We start from the raw sequence: 19,042 nt of genomic DNA on the forward strand, positions 1-19,042 counted from the left end.
GCCTGCTCTGTCCCCGGAGTGAAAAAAAGGCTTCCCGATCAGGGTGCCGTATCGACCCTGCGCAGGAACTCCCGCACGGCCGCGAGGTACGCCTCGGTCTCTTCGAGGTGGTGGCTGTGCGAAGCGCCTTCAAAGACCTCGAGGTCCGATCCCGGCACCAGGCTCTGGTAGTATATCATGGTCGCGGGCGATGCCTCGTCGTACTCCCCGCAGGTGAAGAGCACCGGGACCGAGAGTTCGGCGAGCCGGTCGGCGACGCTGAACTCCCGGAGGATCCCCGTGCAGGTGAACTCGCTCGGCCCCCACATCTGCAGATAGATCGGCATGGCGAGCCGTTCAAGCGACCTGTTCAGGCACTCTGGCCAGGGGTCCGTCCGGCAGACGTGCCGGGCGTAATACGCCTCCATGGCGTCCTGGTATTCCGGCGAGTCGAAGTTCCCGCTCGCCTCCCCCTCCCGGACGGCCTCCTGCATCCCGTCGGGGAACGCCGCAAGGTTCGCCCTCTGATCCGCCACCCACCGATCGGCGTCCAGCAGCGGCCCGGAGAGGATCAGGCTCTCGACGCCGCCGGGGTTTGTGGAAAGCACGTATTCGGCCGCGAGGCCGCCCCCCCACGACTGGCCGAGGAGGTGCACCCGACGAAGTCCGAGCGCGTCGCGGACCTCGCCGACCTCTCCGACGTAGCGCTCCACCGTCCAGAGGGCGGGGTCGTCCGGAGCACCGGAGTTCCCGCACCCGAACTGGTCGTAGAAGACGACCGGCCGCTCGTCCGCGAGGGCCTCGAGCGGCTCGAGGTAGTCGTGCGTCATCCCCGGACCCCCGTGGAGGACCAGGAGGGGCGTTCCCGCGCTGTCCGCGCCGACGACCCGGAACCAGACCCGGCCGCCGGCGACGTCGACATAGCCTTCGCGGGTGTCGCCGTCGGTTTCTGTTATGGTGACGCTTGATGCGTCGCCTGTCCGGTCAGTCGTGATGCAGAGCGCGAGCAGCAGCGCTGCAGCTGTGAGAAAGATCAGTAACATGAGATATCCCCCGTGACCTGTTGCCCGGCATGGTTGAATCCTGAATGCACCATCAAGGAAGGTTGTCGGTCGCCTCCCCGATGTATGTGCTCTGCGGAACTGTTTGTCAGGATGTATTTAGAACGTTGCGGAATGAAATCTGAAGCGCATCCCGGTAGCGTCCGTGTTGTTCCTTCTTTCCGGATGTCATCGTCCGGTGTGAAGCAGGCCGCTCCTGAATGCTGCGTCGCGCATTGCGCTGAGTCTGTCTAATTTTCTTTCATAAACGTTTAAATTCCCTGTATCTTTGTTCTCCGTCGCCTTACCTCTTCGATATCTTTAATCCTCCAGGTGATCTTTCTTCAACCATGCATGTTATGCCCTCGCCGAAGACCGCTATAGCCCTCTTCGTTCTGGTGATGCTGGTCATACCTCCCGTGACTGCTATGTCCGCCGGGACCCTCGTCATTACGGAGCCCTCCCAAAATGAGACCACCTTTGCCGAGATGCGGGACTTTTATGTTTACGGGATCTTTCCGACACCGCTCACGCACCCCGGGAACATCCGCATCGTCCTCAAAGACGATAGCGGCGCTGTTCTCCGCACGGTCATGAGCAGCGTCGATGAGACCGGTGTTACAGCGGAGAGTTCGGTGGATATGAGTCTTGTTCCGGAAAAGTGGGGAGGGCTGTTAGCCCCGGACGTGATCATCTGGCCGGGAGGTATTACAAACGGCAGCAACAAGGTACTGGTGACCGATACCTACTACCTTGCCCTGGTACAGGGCGGCGTAACCAGGGGGATGGGAAGTTACACCGATGTCAGCGGCGGGAGACTGGAGCCGATTACGCGGGATCTGACCGCCGGAACCTACACGCTGGTCGTGGAAGGACTGGACGGGGATCTTGCCGGAGAGAGGGTGGAGAAGGAGATCGCCTTCGGCACGACCCATGCGTCCCTTGGTGTCTTCCGCCCCGATGAGAACAAGCAGAACGTAATCGGCTGGGCGGAGGAGAGAACGCCGCCGCTCCGGGTCTACCTCGGCTGGCTCCCGGGATACTTCCGGAGCGGCGACGGCGGGTATGAGATCCCGGATCGGTGGCAGGCGAATAACGCCATTGAGGTGGTAAACGACCTGCCGGGGACAACGGTCGATAGCGTTGCAACTGCAGAGAACGACTGCCTCATCTACAACATCGGCAACACCTCTGCGACCTTGCAGGTCGAACTTGCCGCGATCCTCAGGAACGGTCTTGAGGATTCCGACCATACGACGTTCACGCACTACGATGTCGGTGAGGCGTCGATGGCCTGGACGGATAGAGCGAGCGGTGCGGTCATGTCGGTAACCGGACGGTTGGTGGCGCACCCTGCCGGGACCCGGGTCGTGTACACCCGTGCGGAGATCACGGATGAGCCGGTGCGGGATAACCACTTCGCCACGGTCGTGAACGACAGCCGGAAAACGGTCGATATAACGCCGATGCAGGTGAGGATCGTGCAGGGGGAGAACCTGACGTTCTATGGGGTGACGCGGCCGAGTGCAACGACGCTGACGGATGCCGGCAGCGCCTACCGCTACATCCCTGACGACCAGATTGTCACATACGTCTATGAGAACGCAACGCTGGGGCGGTTCACGTTCACCGGCTGCCTGCATCGCGAGTTTGAAGGCGGGTACATCGGGAGTGCCAACTACGAGTTCGGGCACGCGTTTGCAAACACCTCAACGATGCCGGCAGGAACGTGGCTGCTCGCGGTGAACGCCTACAACACGACCGGGGCTCTCGTAGAAGAGACGAACCGGACGATCGAACTGGAGGTGACGGCACCGTCGCCGGCAACGACTCAGTCCACGGCGGCGGCTGTTGCTGTTGCGGCACCTGCGCCGACGGGGGCAGCGGAGGTACCCGGGTTCGGGGTTGTTTACGTGGTGGTGGGGCTTCTGGTGACGGTTGCGCTTCGCCGCAGGTGACTGTCCGTTCAGGCCCTTTTTGTTTTTCCTCGTCGGGGCTCTCCCGGGGGCTCTGGAGCAGCCCTGGATAAGTTAGACCAAAAACTGAAACCAGAAATACATAACCTGTCGGTATATACGGTTTGTCCGGTGGCAGAATGCTGCATACGGTGAAGCTGTTAGAGTTTACAACAGTGGGGAAGAAGGTTCCGAAATCCCACATGGTCTATCCTATCGTGTGTCTCCCCGAGGAGTATTCCGACCTGATTGGAGAGCGCGTGAGTATCTACGGGACTGATCACCTGGGGCAGCGGGCATTCCTCATCGTGCCGGAGAACGGTGTTGCACAACCCGGTAACGTCAGCACACAGATCTGCAGTGAAGAGCGGCTTCAGGCGCTCGAACTGCGCATCAAGAATCTGGAAGGCCGGGTGGAGAATCAAATGCGAGATAAACAGCGCTACGCTGGCAGTGCCGTGCCGCAATGGGCCTGGCCGGATTCGAACCGGCGATCTTCGCCGTGTAAGGGCGACGTCATGACCAGCTAGACCACAAGCCCTGTGGATGCCTTATAGTGTTTTGCACCGTGACGGATAAACGTGTTGCCTGCCGAGAATCCAGTGGGTCCGGTTTCCTCCTCGAAAAGGGGCTCTGGAGAACTATCCCGTATCCGTGTCACCGAAACCGGCGAACCTGCCGCTCCACCGCTGCAAACCGGACCCCGACACTCTTCCAGGTTCGTGGTTGCTCGCAAGGACGCTCATCGGAGTTTTGGGGAGAGATCCTGCCGGGAGAGAGGAGCTCACCAAAAAATGGGTTAGATGAACCCGAAGGACTTCAGCGTCACCTCGGGGTTGACGGCTCCCACGTGGTAGACCTTGCCCTCGGAGAGCTCGTTGATGACGACCTCGGCTGGAGAGAAGAGCGAGGTGTCGATCTGGTAGAAGTCGAAGTTGGCTTCCTTGAAGATATCGTAGAACGGTTTTCCGTATCCCTTGGACTTGTTGCTCGGGATCCGATCCAGGTAGTCCTTGATCTCGGGAGCGTTCATCGTCAGCATGATGCTGCCGTGGTAGATCGTAGCATCGTTGGTACTGCCCATCGCCTTCATGCCGTCCTTCTTGACGGGGGCGATCGGGGCGTGGCCGATGCCGGCGGTGATCTTCTTCGTGTCAAAGCCAAGCTCGTTCAGCTTGTAGACCGCGGTCTCGACACAGCGACCGGCGACCTGGACCGACCCGACGATCGATGCCGTGGGGGCGACAACCGCGCAGGTGTTCGCCACGTCCACGTTGCACTCTTCGGCGACCTTCTCCATCACCCCGGCGTTCGGGAGGTGGTCGCTTTCGAGACAGATGACCGCGTAATCGAACTCATCCTCGTAGTCGATGACCTCGTAGGTGTGCTTTGGCTTCAGGGAGAGTGCCCGTGCCGGCCCGCTGCCCATGGCGAAGTACTTGTTGACGTTGATTGTCCAGCCCGCTTTCTGAGCGCCGAGGCACGCGATGGCCGGGAAATCGGTGCTGACCTCGATGAACGGGATCGGGACGTCCCTGATCCGGCCCATCGTTATGTCGACCTCCCCGAGGCCGCCCATGCAGATCTCGGTGAACCGTCTTCCTGCCAGGTACCCCCCGGTGGTGCTGACGCCGCAGTCTACGATACGTGCCCCGTTGTCGAGTTCGTATGGGACGGCATGGAACTCCTCGGCATATTCGAAGAGTTCCTCAAAAATATCCAGTGCCAGTTCGTTCACGCTGAGCATGTGGAAAACCTCATCAGAATACAAACGGCGGCGAAATAGATAATTCTTATCAAACAATCCGCTCCTACCGCAGGTACTCCAGCACCCGCCTGGGATCGTAACGGAGGCTGATCAGCCTGGTCCGCCCCTTTCCCTGACCCTTTCCCTGGCGGTAGTGGAGGTTTATGAGCCGCATCGCGTCGAACTTCCGAAGTATCTCATAATACTTGGTGTAGCCGACCCGCACTTCCTCTTTGACGAAACGGTAGACGTCGCCGGCGTTCATCTCCCGATCGTCGCGCGCCGACATCTCCGCAATCCTGCCGAGCACCCCCCTCTCCTCAGCTTTGAGCGCCCGGAGCGAGTACGTAAGATGCAGGTATCGGGAGACCTCGTATGCTTTGCAGATGTCCTCCCGCTCGACGGAGCGGCGCGCCTCTTTCTCAGCGTTCAGGGTCGCCCGCTTGAGGAGGTCGATGCCCACCCTGAGGTCGCCGCTTTTCATCGTCTGTTCGACCACAAGATCCAGCATGTCGGACCGGAGGACGTTCAGGTAGAGCCCTTGCAGGATCCGCTCTTCCAGGATGCCGCGGACCTCTTCTTCCGAGTAGGGGGGAAAGTATATCTCGGTGGGCCGGAAGACCGATGCCACCCGGGCATCTACCTCGTTCTGCAGGCTGACGGACATATCGCTGACAATGGCGATGACACCGATCCGGACGCCGGGGTAGGCTTCATGGGAGCGGAGCAGAGGATAGAGGACGTGGTTGATCTCGTTCTCGTAGAGAAGGTAGTTTGCATCGTCGAGCGCCACCAGGAGCACCTGTTCTTCCCGGAGGAGTGCCCGGGCTATGGCGTCAAAGACCTGCTTGAACGACGTGCCCGATGCAGGTGGCGAGCGTCCGGTGACCTTCCTGTAAATCTGCGAGAAGACGGCGAATTTGGTGTTGTCGATCTGGCAGTTGATATACACGGGGGCCAGTTTCTTCGTGGCCTCCTCAATCTCGGCGAAGACCTTCTTGACGCTCGTCGTCTTCCCGGTCCCCGGTGGACCTCGACAGACAGTGTTGAGGGGACGAGCTCCCCGCAGGCCCGGCCGGACCTGGAAGGCAAGTTCCCTGATCTGGGCATCACGATGGTTGAACTGCTCAGGGACGTGATCGATCTCGAAGACCTCGGGATCTCGAAAAAGTGTCTCGTCCCACATAAGCAGGTTCTTCTTCATTATACAATCCTCGGGTATTGTAGTATATATAACCCCCTGGTTGTTATTTCCTCATCGAGCGGATCTAACAGGACCTACGGCTGTTCCATGCACTTCTTGCAGAGCGTTTTACTCATGAAGAGTTGAGAAAGTTTCGCCTGTGATTTCGTTACTTCTGCTCCGCACATCTCGCAGACACCCTCTCCCGGGGTGGCAGGCGGCTTTGCCGCGACCGGTTCCTGGTGCGGCGGCACCTGTACGGGTGGCGCCTGTTCGGGTTCTGGCTCTGGAACTATCTCCGGTTTTGCGGGTGGTTCGGGGGTCCGGGGCGGCTCGGTGTGTTCCGGCGCCGGGGGGATTGCGGTTTCGATGGTCCCGGGGGAGGGACAGGCATTCTCTTTCTGCCGGTGAGCCGGTTCCGTTCCAGGGGTTGCCGGTGCCGCTGGCCCGGTAGCCTTCTCGTCCGGCACCGATCCCGCGGTCGGTGTCTGCGGCCCTGCAGGTCTGGCTGCGAGAACGCGCCGCCGGTATGCATCCACCCGCTCGGCGGTCGCCGGATCACCGCGCCCGAATCTGGCAAGCATCCCGTCGAGGAACGTGATAAGGTCGTCCACATCCTCACGGGTCTCTACATCGCCCTCGACTTCGAGGCGGAGGTTTTCATAGTTCTCGAGGTTGACGGTGATCCCGATGGTGACTTCCTTCTTACTGGTCATATTTCAAGAATAATATTGTATTTCTTTATATACAATTCCTCCGGCGACCCCCACCGCCTCTCAATTCCGTCAGCCTGGTCCCGAATTCCCTCTTGCGTCTCCCGGTGGCGGTTCCGGCCGTGAACCGGAATCCGGTATCCGTAAACGCCCCAATTTTCTATCGGCGCCATTTCCTGCTCAGAACGGGACAGGCATCTCTGGCAGGAAAATATGGGCCCGCGGCAACTCGCAGGATTTGGTTGTGTGCAAGACTGGAAATACCCTGATCTCAGGGCTATATGAGAACGTTGCACCATCTGACTTTTATAGTTCTGTGCTTATGGTAAGTCGTGGTTCGCCGGATGCCGGGACGGCACCCGGGTTGCCCGGACAGGGGCGTTGTTCCCGAAGCCCGCCTTAACCGACATGCACGAACATACAACAGTGACGGAGCGCCGATCTCCCTGATGTGGCTGTGTGAAATAACCTATGCAGGTATTCGATGAGTGGTGGTGACAGTATGCCCGGTTCCGTGGCTGATGAGTACAGTCGGGGCGCTCCACACCGGGAGGCCCCGTTCAGCCTTCTTCTCTTCGGTCTCGTTCTCGGCCTCCTCTTCGTCCAGAGTGCTGCTGCAGCACCGGGAACCCCGCTCGTTGTGGCGGCAGCCGATAGCGATCCTGTATCGAAGGCATGGGCAGGCTACACCTGTGACGGCTTCGACGATCAGGTGGAGATCCAGGCGGCGCTTGATGCACTGCCGGACGGCGGTATGGTCGTCCTGAGCGGGGGTACGTTCAACTGCTCGGGGAGCATCGTTCCGGCGGCGGGGACGACGCTCCTCGGCGGGGGCCCGGAAGCAACGTCCCTTGAGTTCAGCCGGAACGGGATGCTCAACGTCTCGGAGGAGCACGTTACCCTGGACGGGTTTCATATAGCGGGGTTCGGCTACGTGAACGCGAGTACGAACACGACCCTTGACCTCGGCCAGTGGCTTGGCGTGCTCACGATCTATGCGAGCGGCGCCCGGGTCTACAACGTCACGGGAACAGCAGATGCAAGCATCCAGGCGGTCTTCCTCCTGCTTCACAACCCGAACGTCTACGCCCCCGTCCTCGAGGATATTGAGTTCGTCAATTGCCGGGCGATCGACACCGGGACCTACGGGTTCCTCCACAATGCCTGGGGATCGGAGAATACAACGATCCAAAACGTTCGCTACGAGAACTGTGCCGCAATCAACTGCGGCAGGTATGGGGCGTTCAATCCCTGGGTGACCGGGTTCGATTTTGCGGAGTTAAACGACATCGAAGGCCTCCGGGTGAGCAACTCTTCTGCCGAGGGGAGCCTGGAGTCCGGGTTCCACTTCGAGTGGGACCCGGCGAAGCGTGACTGCATATTCATCAACTGCTCGAGCAGGAACAACGGACAGAAACCCCGTCCTGACGGCTACCTGGTGGGCGACCCGGACTTCTTCGGGTCCGGTTTCTACCTCCCGGGAGGTCAGGTCTCCCTGATAAACTGCCGGGCCGAAGGGAACAGTGCATTCGGGTTCTTCATCATCAACCCGGACGGTATGCTCCTCTACAACTGTACCGAGAGCGGCACCGGTCGCGTCCCGGCCAGCGGCTCCTCCTCAAAACCCGTCTCCTACTGCATCCTCCAGTCCCTGCCCATCCCGACGAATCCATCTATCGTGATGGATCACTGCCGGAGCCTTGATTCGAATGGTTGGGGTCTTTTCGTCTGCGGCACGAAGAACGCCCTCATCAGGAACTTCACCATGACCAATCCGGCAGGCATTGACGGCATTGGGGCGGTATTGGGGTGCCCTTCCGGAGAATTTCCGGTAAACTCGACGATCGATGCAGGCATCTCCAACTCGGTCATCGATCTTGCCGCGTCGGGAGACGGGCCGCAGACGCTCTTGTACATCGTGAATAATAGAAACGTCACGTATTCCGGCAGGGTCATCTCCGATGCTGCTCAGCCGGTACTGGTCGAGTGGACCCTTGCGGGAGGTCCGGACCTCGCCGGCCTCGAGGTGCTGCGGATCAACAGCACGGCGTAGGGATCGGGACCGGCTCCATCGCGATCGGGGATGCTCCCATCCTGATAACTTCGCGTGTAGATCTTTAAGCCCCTGCATGGCCGGAAAACCTGCCATTGGTCTGCCGGGCTTCTGCACCAATCCCCTCGATTGGTGCGGGTCGGCTAAACCCTTAAATGGTACTTCTGCATCATAGGGGTATTGACCGGGTAGGAGACGTTGCGGGCTCTCCCGATCCCGTCTCCGGACGGTTCGGTTCAACCCGGGATGGTGAACTCTCACGGTCGCGGCACATCAGGACACCACGGCGACAAACATAGACGGGTCGTAATTTTATGTCAGCAAGACCATCTCTGGGGACCAGACGCATCCTCATCGCCATCGCGATCGTACTGTCGGTGATCGGCGCCGTTGTGCTGATCATGCACGTTTATCCACCGGGCCCGGTCCCGCCGCCTCCGCCTCCCCCGTTGATAACTCCGATTCCCACGACGCCAGCGGTGCCCCCGAAGGTTTCCGGGCCGACGGTCATCGTCGCGGCAAGTGACAGCAGCCCCACGTCGAAGGCCCGGGCCGACATTCTGTGCGACGGCACGGATGACCAACGCGACATCCAGTCCGCGTTTGATGCCCTGCCATTGTCGGGCGGCACGGTCTGCCTGACCGAGGGCACGTTCTCCTGCACCGGGAGCGTCTACCCCCGCGCTGATTCCATGCTTCGCGGGGAGGGGCCGAATGCGACATTCATTGAGTTCAGCCGGAACGGGCGGCTCAACATCTCCACGGAGTCCGTCACGCTCTATAATTTTCACGTCAGGGGCACCGGCTATCCCCGTATCGAGCCCGACCTCTGGCTCGGCGTGGTCACGATCTATGCAAGCCACGTGAAGATTATGGAGGTCGAGGGGACTGCCGATGCGAGCACCCAGGCGGTCTTCCTTCTGCTCCACAACCCGAACGTCTACGTCCCCGTCCTCGAGGATATCGAGTTCGTCAACTGCAGGGTCGTGGACACCGGGACCTACGGGTTCCTCCACAACGCCTGGGGGACGGAGAACACGGTGATCCGGGATGTCAGGTACCAGAACTGTCAGGCTATCAACTGCGGCAGATATGGGGCGTTCAATCCCTGGATCACCGGATTCGACTTTGCGGAGTTAAACGACATCGAGGGCCTCCGGGTGAGCAACTGCCTCGCGGAAGGCAACCTGGAGTCCGGGTTCCATTTCGAGTGGGACCCCGAGAAGCGTGACTGCATCCTTGAGAACTGCGTGAGCAGGAATAACGGGCAGAAAGCCTACCCGACAAAGGCCTACAACCTGGACGATATGTCGACGCACTACTTCGGGTGCGGTTACTACGCCCCCCGGGGAGACATCACCTTCATCAGTTGTTACTCTGAGGGAAACAGCCGGCACGGATTCTACGCCACCAGCGGTGGCAAACTCTACAACTGCGTCGACCGCAACGTCGGCGCCGGGAAGACCGATTACCGGATCATACAGCCGGCATCGTTCTACGCCGCCCCGACCCGATCAATTACTCCGTCTCTGGTGCTTGAGAACTGTTCAAGCATCGATTCAAACGGTTATGGTATTCAGATAGACTTTGCAAGCGATGTCTGGATTAAAAACTTCCGCCTGGAGAACCCGGCCGGGATCGACGGAAAGGCGACGGACCTTGGTGGATCACAGGGAGGACCGATGGCCAACTCCATAGTGAACATCTATGCATCGGGAGACCGGGCTGAGACGCTGATCTGGGCCCGGAATAACGAGAATGTCGAGTACTCGGGCCGGATTGTCTCGGATGCGGCAAAACCGTTTGTGATCGAGGGCGATCGCACCAGGAATGTCCGGATCAAGGATATGGAGATCGTCTCGGCGGACCTCGCACTGTTCACGAACGGCGTGGTCCTCGCAAATACGGTGCCTTCCGGGGCGGTAAAGTTTGAGAACGTGGTGGTCACCTCGAGCGTGCCGTGATGCCCCGTGGCGTCGATTAGGGGTGCGGTATCCGCAGGCGTGAAGCCGTGGTGTCCTCTTTCCGAATGAGGGTGAGAGGTCGGCGGGGTCCTGTCGATGCGTCGGTAACGATGCATCTTTCGGCAAATTCTGTTCCGGCCCGGGTGTCGCGTGGCATGGTGTCGCAGGTATCCCTCCCACTCCGGGGTGCGGCAGGGGATGGCTGCCGTCCTGATTGATCCGGCACGGATCTCGTTAAGCTCACGAATTTTTTTCATAAGATTGTTGGATGATCTTCTGCATCCGATGTCCGCTCACCGGTCCGGGGTCCCTCCTGGGTTCTCCGGTTTTGCCGGGGGATCGGTGTTGCGCCTGCGCTAAAGTTTAATTTATTATATATAGTTTTCTATTATAAGTTGAACTTATGAAACAGTGGAAATATGTGATTTTAATGATATCTGGCAGTTTTTTTAACATTCGGAATTATATATTTCGTTGAATTAAATTAAAAAAGATTTTAAAACATTGCTATCAGATAATGCAGTATCTCCCAAGAGGTGAGATAGTGAGAGATAGACGGACAACGAAGCTTCTAATCGCAGTGTTTCTGATTATCGGGCTCATCCCGATCGTCGGGGCACTCGAGACGACCCCCACCACGATTGTCGCGGCAAGCGACAGCAGTGCGGCCGCGAAAGCGGCGGCTGCCTATGTCTGTGATGGGGTCAATGATCATGTGGAGATTCAGGCAGCACTGAATGCCCTGCCATCATCCGGCGGTGTTGTCCTCCTTTCCAGTGGCACATACAACTGTGCGGGGATCATTGCTCCCAAAGCAGGCTCCACTCTCATGGGGGAAGGTGAATCTGAGACATTCCTGAAATTTACCCGCGATGGGCGCATCAACGTCGACCGTGAGTCTATCACGCTTGACGGGTTCCATGTCCAGGGGAGCGGCTACAGCAGCGGCGTCAAATGGCTCGGTGTAATAAACATTCGGGCAAGCCACGCAAAGCTCCACAACATCACGGGCACCGCGGATGCGAGCATCCAGGCAGTCTACCTCCTGATTCACGATCCGACAGTATACGCTCCGACCCTCGAAGACGTCGAATTCGTCAATTGCAAGGCCGTGGACACCGGGACCTATGGGTTCCTCCACAATGCCTGGGGATCGACGAACATGGTGATCAAGAACGTCCGCTATGATAACTGCGCCGCGATCAACTGCGGCAAGTTCGGCGTGTTCAATCCCTGGATCACCGGATTCGACTTTGCGGAGTTAAACGACATGGACGGCCTCCGCGTGACGAACTGCCTCGCGGAAGGCAACCTGGAGTCCGGGTTCCACTTCGAATTCGATCCGAAGGTGACGAATGCAGTCCTTGAAAACTGCACGAGCCGGAACAACGGGCAGAAAGCCTTCCCGACGAAGGCTTACAACGTAAACGACATGTCGACCCACTACTTCGGGTGCGGCTACTACGCCCCGAACTGCGACGCAACGTTCATCAACTGCGTCGCGGAAGGCAACTCCATGAACGGGTTCTACACGACGAACGGTGGTAAGCTCTACAACTGCGTCGAGAAGGACACCGGCATCGGGAGGACCGACTTCTCCTACCGGGTACCTGCCGGCTACTACAGTGTCCCGTCCCGCTCGGTTAACCCTGCCCTGGTGATGGAGAACTGCACGAGCATCAACTCGCGCGCGTACGGCCTTCAGGTCGACCTCGCGAACAACGTGAAGATCCGGAACTTCCACCTGATCGATCCGGTCGGATACAACGGTAAGGGTTCAAGCCTCGGCGGCACAAACGGTCAGTTCGACAACGCCGAGGTGAGCATCTACGCGTCGGGCAACCGTCCTGAGACGCTGGTCTGGGCGAAGGAGAACGAGAACACCCTTTTCTCCGGCCAGATCGTCTCTGACTCCGCAAAGCCGTTCGTGATCGAGGGGTACGGCACCCGAAACGTCCTCGTGAAGGATATGGAGATCGTCTCCAAGACCCTCCCCGCCGGTTCCTCCGGCGTGACCATCGTGAGCACGGTTCCGGCCGGTCAGGCGAAACTCCAGAACGTGAAGGTAACGTCCACCGGTGCTCCGGTGCCGACCCCGACCGTTCCGGTTCCCACGCCGACTACCCCAACCACTCCGACCCCCACCACACCGGTTCCCTCCGGGAAGCCGGACCTTGTGGTGACCGATATCTCCTGGAAGCCGGCAGACCCGGCCACCGGGAGCGCGGTAACGCTCTCGGCCACGATCAAGAACCAGGGTGACGCCGCCACGCCTGCGGGCGCGAAGCACGGTGTCATCTTCACCTTCGATGACGGGGCCGCCGGCCCCGGTGTCTGGTCCGACACCCACACCGGCTCGATCGCTCCGGGCGCATGGGTCACGCTGACCGCGAACGGCGGCTCGGCCGGTGCAACCTGGAAGGCCACCCTCGGTACCCACACCGTGAAGGCCAACGTGGATGACGTCAACCGGATCGCCGAAAGCGACGAAGCGAACAACGTCCGCACCGAGCAGATCACGGTCTTGAAGGCCGGATCGACGCCCACCCCGACCCCCACCACACCGGTTCCCTCCGGGAAGCCGGACCTTGTGGTGACCGGTATCTCCTGGGAGCCGGCAAGCCCGGCCCCCGGGAGCGCGGTGAAGCTCCTGGCCACGGTCAAGAACCAGGGGACGGCTCCCACGCCTGCGGGCGTAAAGCACGGTGTCATCTTCACCTTCGATGACGGGGCTGCTGGTCCTGGTGTCTGGTCCGATTCCCACATCGCATCGATTGCTCCGGGTGCATCGGTCACCCTGGCCGCCAGCGGCGGCTCGGCCGGTGCAACCTGGAAGGCCGCCCTCGGCACCCACACCGTGAAGGCCAACGTGGACGATGTCAACCGGATTGCAGAGAGCGATGAGAACAACAACGTTATGAGTAAGGAGATCGTTGTCGGCGCCAGCCCGGCTCCCGTCAGGGGAGACCTCAACGGAGATGGCAGCGTTGACTGGGCCGACGTGACGATCGCCGCCGGGATGGCGCAGGGAACCACCAGCTCCAATACTGCTGCCGACTTCGATGAAGACGGCACCGTGGACTGGAACGATGTTGCCCTGCTCGCCGATCTCTTCTTCGGCAGAACCTCCTCACTGTAATGTCTGTAGCGGGAGTCGGGGTTATCCTCCGACCACCCATCTTATTTTAATCTTGCCTGTCCGGGCGAAGGCAGCCCCGGGCTGTACCGGCCAGCGTGGCATCGAAGACCTCTTCCCACCGGCTATGCAGCCTCGAAGAGGTCGGAGCGGCGGATACATCTATATAGGTGCTGTCCGATACTGGCGCCGATGGCAGTTGCACTCCCCAAAAACTTCAGCAAGGTCAGGCAGCAGTTCCGGGAGCCGCTTATCAGGAACTCGTTCTTCATCATGGCGTCATCGTTCGTCGCTGCAGGGTTTGGGTTCTTCTTCTGGATGATCGCAGCCCGGCTCTATTCGCAGGCGGATGTGGGTATTGCAACCGCTCTGATGTCGTCTATGGGGCTCCTCATTCTCATCTCCCGGCTCGGCCTGGACCAGTCGGTGATCCGGTTCTTCCCCAGTCGCGACAAGAACAAGGTGCTCGGAACCGCCATCCTTGTGCCGACCGGGGTGGCGCTCGGCGCGGGACTGGTCTTCATCGCCGCAGTGGACATCGTATCCCCCGAACTGACGATCGTAAAGACGATTGCACCGCTCTACCTCCTCTTCCTCGGAGCTTACTCTATCACCTGGGTTCTTGAGGGTGCGTTCAACGCTCTACGGAAATCCGAACACTATTTCGCCCTGAACCTCCTCTACGGGTCGAGGATCCTCTTCCTCGTCCCCCTGGTCTTCCTCGGCGCGACGGGCATCTTCAGCGCCTTCGGTTTCTCGTTCGTCCTCGGGCTGATCTTCGCCCTTCTCCTCCTCGCCCGGTGCTCCATCCGGCCGGCATTGGGTGTGGACCGGGTCTTCCTGCGGGAGGCATGGCAGTTCTCCGCCGGTGCATACGTTGCCGGGATGCTGATGTCCGCCCCGAACATGGTCATCCCGATCCTGGTGCTCCACGTGCTCGGGGCCGAGAGCACCGCTAACTACTACATCACCTATGCGATCGTCTCGATACTCTTCATGATCCCGTACGCGTTCACGACTTCGCTCTTTGTCGAGGGGAGTCACGGGGGGGAGATGAAAAAGAGCGTGCTTCGGACGCTCGCAAGCATGTTCGCTCTGCTGATTCCTGCAATCCTCGGGATCTCCCTCTTCGGGGAGCAGATCCTCAACCTGATCGGCAAGGACTACGTCGAAGGGATAGCCCTGCTCCGGGTGCTTGCGTTCTCCGCCCTCTTCGTCTCTATATGCCAGACCTTCATATCCATCGCCAAGGTCAGAAACGAGATCCGGAGCCTCATCATCCTCAGCGGGTTCGTCAGTGTCGGCCTGCTCGGACTTGGTTACACCATGATGAACCGGTTCGGCCTCATCGGCATGGGGTATGCGTGGCTCGGCACGTACGTTGCAGGCACGTTGCTGGTCGCCGCGATCCTGAAGAAGAAAGGGTGGCTATAACTTCCGTCCTGCCTTGCTACCTCTGCAGGTAGATGGCGGAGCCGGCATTATCGTAGATCCTGTTCTGGTCCCAGGTGAACCGCCCGGCATCGACGTAGCCCGCCACAGTGACGGCCTGCTGCACTTCTATCCGGACGCTCTCCCGTACAAGGTTATACGTGCCGAAGTAGAGGTAGGAATTTGGCTCCACCAGCGACGGGTTTGTGGGGAGGTACCGCTGGTAGCCCGGATTGAATCCCAGCAAGAGCCACCAGCGCGTGCCGTCGACATAGGTGGGGCGCTCACTCCCTTCCGAGAAGAGCCATCTTGCTCCCTGCACCTCTTTGCCGTTGAAGACGGGCTTATCCCCGGTGGTTTCGAGCGCCATCGATGTCGGGCTGTCGTTCACAATCTGGTAGACGACCCCGCTGTTGAAGAGGAAGAAGACGACGAAAAAGACCGACAGCGCCTGATAGGCCGTTTTCATGAACGGTAAGGCCTGGATGGCGTGTATCTTCTCGACTATTGCCTCATAGAGCGTTATACCGCCGATGATTGCAAACGGAGCAAGGAGGATCAGGGTGATGTGGTAGAGCCGGCTGGTGTTGAGCGAGCTCGCAAAGAACGGGACGATGATGCCGGCTATGTTGATGAGGAGGAAGACGAGCGAGACGGCGAGGTAATCGGGTTCAATGCGCCACCGTTCGCGCTTGAAGATGGTTGCAAACAGTCCCACGGCAATGAGTCCCTGGGTGGCGATATGGACGACCTTCGCCAGGTTGTGCAGGGGTGTGATCGACTGGCTGGTGAGGATATGCATTCCCTGGATGGTTGTCGGGTCGAAGGATTCCGCAAAGAGGGTGTTCCATATCTTATCGCCGATGCCGGCGATGGTAGCAAATGCCGTGCCTTCGGCTACCGTCGAATACCAGAAATACGCGAGGGCGGCAAAGATGAGGATATAAGGGAGGACAAGCGTCCGGATCTGTGATTTTTTAGCGGTACTCTCCGGGGAGAGCGGGTCTACCTCCGGGGTGCCTGTCATCCAGTTGAGTCTCTTCTCTATTCCAGGCGGCAGGCGTTCAAGCGTGACCAGCAGCAGCCATGCCGGAATGAGCGAGAAGAGGTAAATGTACGAGAGGCCGTAATGTGAGACGATCATGGCAAAGCCGAACGTGACCATGAGAAATGCCTGCCTGCCCCTGTCCATGGACTTATCGATCATCACGAGGACTGTCAGCACGAGAAAGAGTTCCGCGATCTGCTGGCGGGCAAGGGAGATCATCTCTGTATAGAATGTAAAGAACGAGACGAAGAAGAAGACCGAGAGAAACCCGATCTTCGCGCTCGTCTGTTTCTCTACCGCCCGGTAGAGCCCGAGCGGCACGAGCGCAAAGAGGAGGGGGTAGAGGATCTTGAAGACCCAGACGGGATCCAGATCGCAGATGAGCGAGTAGATGGGGGCGAGCACAACGACGGAGAGCATCCCGTTTGTGTTGTACGGGATGGTCATGTCCCAGAACCCCGGTATCAGAACGCTGTTTACCAGGTGGAGCTCGTGGTGGATGTCATAGCCCCAGACATACTCCGATATCAGCGAAGTATGGTAGAGGAGCGCGAGCGCAATGGAGTAGACCGCCAGTGGGTAGCAGGAGACCGGGATGAGACGGTCAGATCCTATGGCGATTCCAATTACGGCGATCAGGACGAGCAGCAGGAAGAGGAGTGTCACCATGTGATACTCGTCGCGTATATGCGTCCCGATGATCGCGAGGAACGGGAGGATTATCAGGAACGGTGCTACCGGAGAGAGGGAGATCTCCATCTTTTGATTCACACCGGCATGTCCCGGATCCCTGGTGAGCGCGAGGTAGAGCAGAACCTGCACGACGGCGATGATCGTGAGAAAGAGAATTGCAAATGAGAACGGCCGCGTATATCCGAGTAGCGGGTAGGCGATGTTTGCGGCAAGGCCGGTGAGCATGAGGACCGCAAGGCTCAACCCGGCAGAGTAGAGGACCGTCTCAATCGTGCCGAGGTTATGAAGCCTGAGTGCCTTCAGCACGAGGACTCCGGGCAGGAAGGTGAGGTAGAGAAAGGCCAGGGCCTCCCGTGCGATAGGTATGTGATACCCGGCAAGGCCGAGGCAGACTACGCCGATGAAGGCAACCTGGAAGGCCTGGAATACCCAGAAAAACGTTTTGTTATCCCAGTCGTTCATCCTGAACGGGTTAGACAGGTGCATGTATGTGGTACCTCTGGCAAGTCTCTGATCGGTCTTGTATCCGGGAGATGTATCTTCCTCTTGTATGGCGTGTGGCAGGCCCGTATGCCGTGCACTTACTATCGGGTCTGTCTATTAAATCCTTCGTATGGTCGATAGTTCGGGGGACAGGTTGTTCTTGCGTGTCGGTTCCGGACGGGGGTCCTCCCGCGTCTCCGCTGCCGCTCATCGTTCCTTTCTGCCTGCGGAAACTGCCCCGGTGACGACCTCATCTGCAGGAGTTCTTCCCCTCCGCGGGATCGGTGCCAGCTCGCCGTAGACCGCGAGGAGGGATCGCGCGATCGTGGACCAGGCCATGTCTGTCTTCAGTTTCGTGTAGCCCTGCTCCCCCATGCGCCGGCAGGCCGCAGGATCCTTCAGCAGATTCACGATTGCACGAGCCAGTGCTTCCGGGTCGCGGGGGGGCACGACATACCCGGTCTCCCCATCTTCGACAATCTCCGGCAGGCTCCCCACGTCTGTGACTACCACCGGCCGCCGGAACCCGTATGCGGTCGGTACGACGCCGCTCTGGGAAGCTTCGAGATACGGGAGCACCACGACGCTCGCCTGCTGGAAGAGCCGGGCGCCCTCTTCATAGGGTATCCTGTAGTTGTGGATCTCGAACGTGCCCCGGCCTGCCATCGCCTCCTCGTACCTGCCGAAGTCCTCGCCCGTTCCGGCGATGACGATCCGGGCGTTCGGGATTTCCCGGGTGATGAGCGGCTCTGCCCGGATCAGGCAGTCGAGCCCTTTGTAGCGGTGGATGCGGCCGAAAAAGAGAACCCGGAGGCCGTCGGGCTCCACGTCGTCCTGCTCGAACTTAACAAACGGCGCCACTTCGTGCTCACCGATCGGGATGACGTGCACTCTCCGGCCGGAAATGTGGTACTTCTCCACCAGGATCTTCTTGAGCGCATTCCCGTGGACGAAGATCCGGTCGGGCAGGACTCGTGATGTAAAGAGAGTGAGCCGGTAGAGCAGGGAGCCTACATCCAGGAGACGGTCTTCGCCGGGATGTGGTTCGATGTCATGGAACGTTGCCACCAGCGGGTACTTCCGGAGCATGGGGAGGAGCGGGCAGAGCATGGGGTTGTTCACCTGGAAGTGGATGACGTCGGGCTCGAAATCGTTGATTGCGGCGACGATCTCCCTGAGCATCGGGTAGCACGACGGACCGAGCCTCCCGGCGTACCGGGAGTAGCCGAAGAGGTGGACCTGCACCTTCGGGTCGATGCTCGCCAGGTACTCTTCCGACCTGTAGTCGGGGAGGAGCAGCAGCACCTCGGTATGCCGGGCAAGTTCGTTTGCCATCTGAATGGTGTAGTCGTAGAACCAGAAGGTCAGGCATGCCACTCGCATAGGGGCACTCTCTGGGAGGACGTTCTATATAGAGATTGTGCCGTGGAGCGCCGTTGGAGCGATCCGCCATGGATAGGGGCGTGTGAGACCGTTGGCCTTCATTGGCGTATCGCCTCTCTTCCAGGCTGTTTTACCGGGACTCCCTGCCACATCCGGCTCCGGCGGCTTTGGATCCCGGTTGGGGGGACGGAGGCTGCGGTGTTTCGCACCGCCGGCCGGCGGTGAGGGCCGGGG

11 protein-coding genes and 1 tRNA gene are annotated in these 19,042 nt (G+C 59.6%); 5 read left to right on the forward strand and 7 right to left on the reverse strand.

From position 1 onward, the window contains the following. Positions 1 to 38: 38 nt before the first annotated feature. Positions 39 to 1,022 (reverse strand): proline iminopeptidase-family hydrolase, encoded by a 984-nt coding sequence (locus tag PLN84_RS00180; protein WP_292384281.1) that lies wholly within the window; start codon positions 1,020 to 1,022, stop codon positions 39 to 41. Between the two features lie 347 nt (positions 1,023 to 1,369). Here PLN84_RS00180 and PLN84_RS00185 point away from each other — a divergent pair, with 347 nt between their 5' ends. Further along, positions 1,370 to 2,977 (forward strand): hypothetical protein, encoded by a 1,608-nt coding sequence (locus tag PLN84_RS00185; RefSeq protein ID WP_299952814.1) that lies wholly within the window; start codon positions 1,370 to 1,372, stop codon positions 2,975 to 2,977. Positions 2,978 to 3,441: 464 nt separating this feature from the next. Here the strand turns inward: PLN84_RS00185 and PLN84_RS00190 are convergent. The 4 genes from PLN84_RS00190 to PLN84_RS00205 all read right to left on the reverse strand — a co-directional run bounded on the left by PLN84_RS00190 (position 3,442) and on the right by PLN84_RS00205 (position 6,620). Continuing rightward, positions 3,442 to 3,515 (reverse strand) — tRNA-Val (locus tag PLN84_RS00190). 258 nt (positions 3,516 to 3,773) lie between these two features. Then, on the reverse strand, positions 3,774 to 4,721 hold the full coding sequence (gene mch, locus PLN84_RS00195; RefSeq protein WP_292384277.1) for a methenyltetrahydromethanopterin cyclohydrolase: 948 nt from the start codon (positions 4,719 to 4,721) through the stop codon (positions 3,774 to 3,776). Between the two features lie 64 nt (positions 4,722 to 4,785). Beyond that, entirely contained in the window at positions 4,786 to 5,925 is a 1,140-nt protein-coding gene (locus tag PLN84_RS00200) for an ORC1-type DNA replication protein (RefSeq protein ID WP_292384275.1), read from the reverse strand. Between the two features lie 74 nt (positions 5,926 to 5,999). After that, positions 6,000 to 6,620, reverse strand: a complete 621-nt coding sequence (locus PLN84_RS00205; RefSeq protein WP_299952819.1) for a hypothetical protein — start codon at positions 6,618 to 6,620, stop codon at positions 6,000 to 6,002. A gap of 499 nt (positions 6,621 to 7,119) precedes the next feature. Here PLN84_RS00205 and PLN84_RS00210 point away from each other — a divergent pair, with 499 nt between their 5' ends. From PLN84_RS00210 to PLN84_RS00225, 4 genes are all read left to right on the forward strand, one after another. Continuing rightward, positions 7,120 to 8,670, forward strand: a complete 1,551-nt coding sequence (locus PLN84_RS00210; RefSeq protein WP_292384272.1) for a hypothetical protein — start codon at positions 7,120 to 7,122, stop codon at positions 8,668 to 8,670. A 479-nt stretch (positions 8,671 to 9,149) separates the two neighbouring features. Beyond that, a complete protein-coding gene (locus PLN84_RS00215; RefSeq protein WP_292384271.1) occupies positions 9,150 to 10,634 on the forward strand; it encodes a hypothetical protein in 1,485 nt (494 codons plus the stop codon). A gap of 580 nt (positions 10,635 to 11,214) precedes the next feature. Then, the gene (locus tag PLN84_RS00220) at positions 11,215 to 13,773 is read left to right on the forward strand and encodes a CARDB domain-containing protein (protein ID WP_348531850.1); all 2,559 of its coding nucleotides are present in this window, start codon (positions 11,215 to 11,217) and stop codon (positions 13,771 to 13,773) included. 189 nt (positions 13,774 to 13,962) lie between these two features. Next, on the forward strand, positions 13,963 to 15,204 hold the full coding sequence (locus tag PLN84_RS00225; RefSeq protein WP_292384267.1) for an oligosaccharide flippase family protein: 1,242 nt from the start codon (positions 13,963 to 13,965) through the stop codon (positions 15,202 to 15,204). A gap of 16 nt (positions 15,205 to 15,220) precedes the next feature. Here the strand turns inward: PLN84_RS00225 and PLN84_RS00230 are convergent, their stop codons facing one another. Both PLN84_RS00230 and PLN84_RS00235 read right to left on the reverse strand, forming a co-directional pair. Next, complete coding sequence (locus PLN84_RS00230) at positions 15,221 to 17,428, reverse strand: DUF2206 domain-containing protein (RefSeq protein WP_292384265.1); 2,208 nt, start codon at positions 17,426 to 17,428, stop codon at positions 15,221 to 15,223. A 204-nt stretch (positions 17,429 to 17,632) separates the two neighbouring features. After that, positions 17,633 to 18,808, reverse strand: a complete 1,176-nt coding sequence (locus PLN84_RS00235; RefSeq protein ID WP_292384263.1) for a glycosyltransferase family 4 protein — start codon at positions 18,806 to 18,808, stop codon at positions 17,633 to 17,635. Positions 18,809 to 19,042 lie beyond the last annotated feature (234 nt).

This window comes from Methanoculleus sp. (genome assembly GCF_035363275.1).
In the GTDB taxonomy this organism is placed as follows: domain Archaea; phylum Halobacteriota; class Methanomicrobia; order Methanomicrobiales; family Methanoculleaceae; genus Methanoculleus.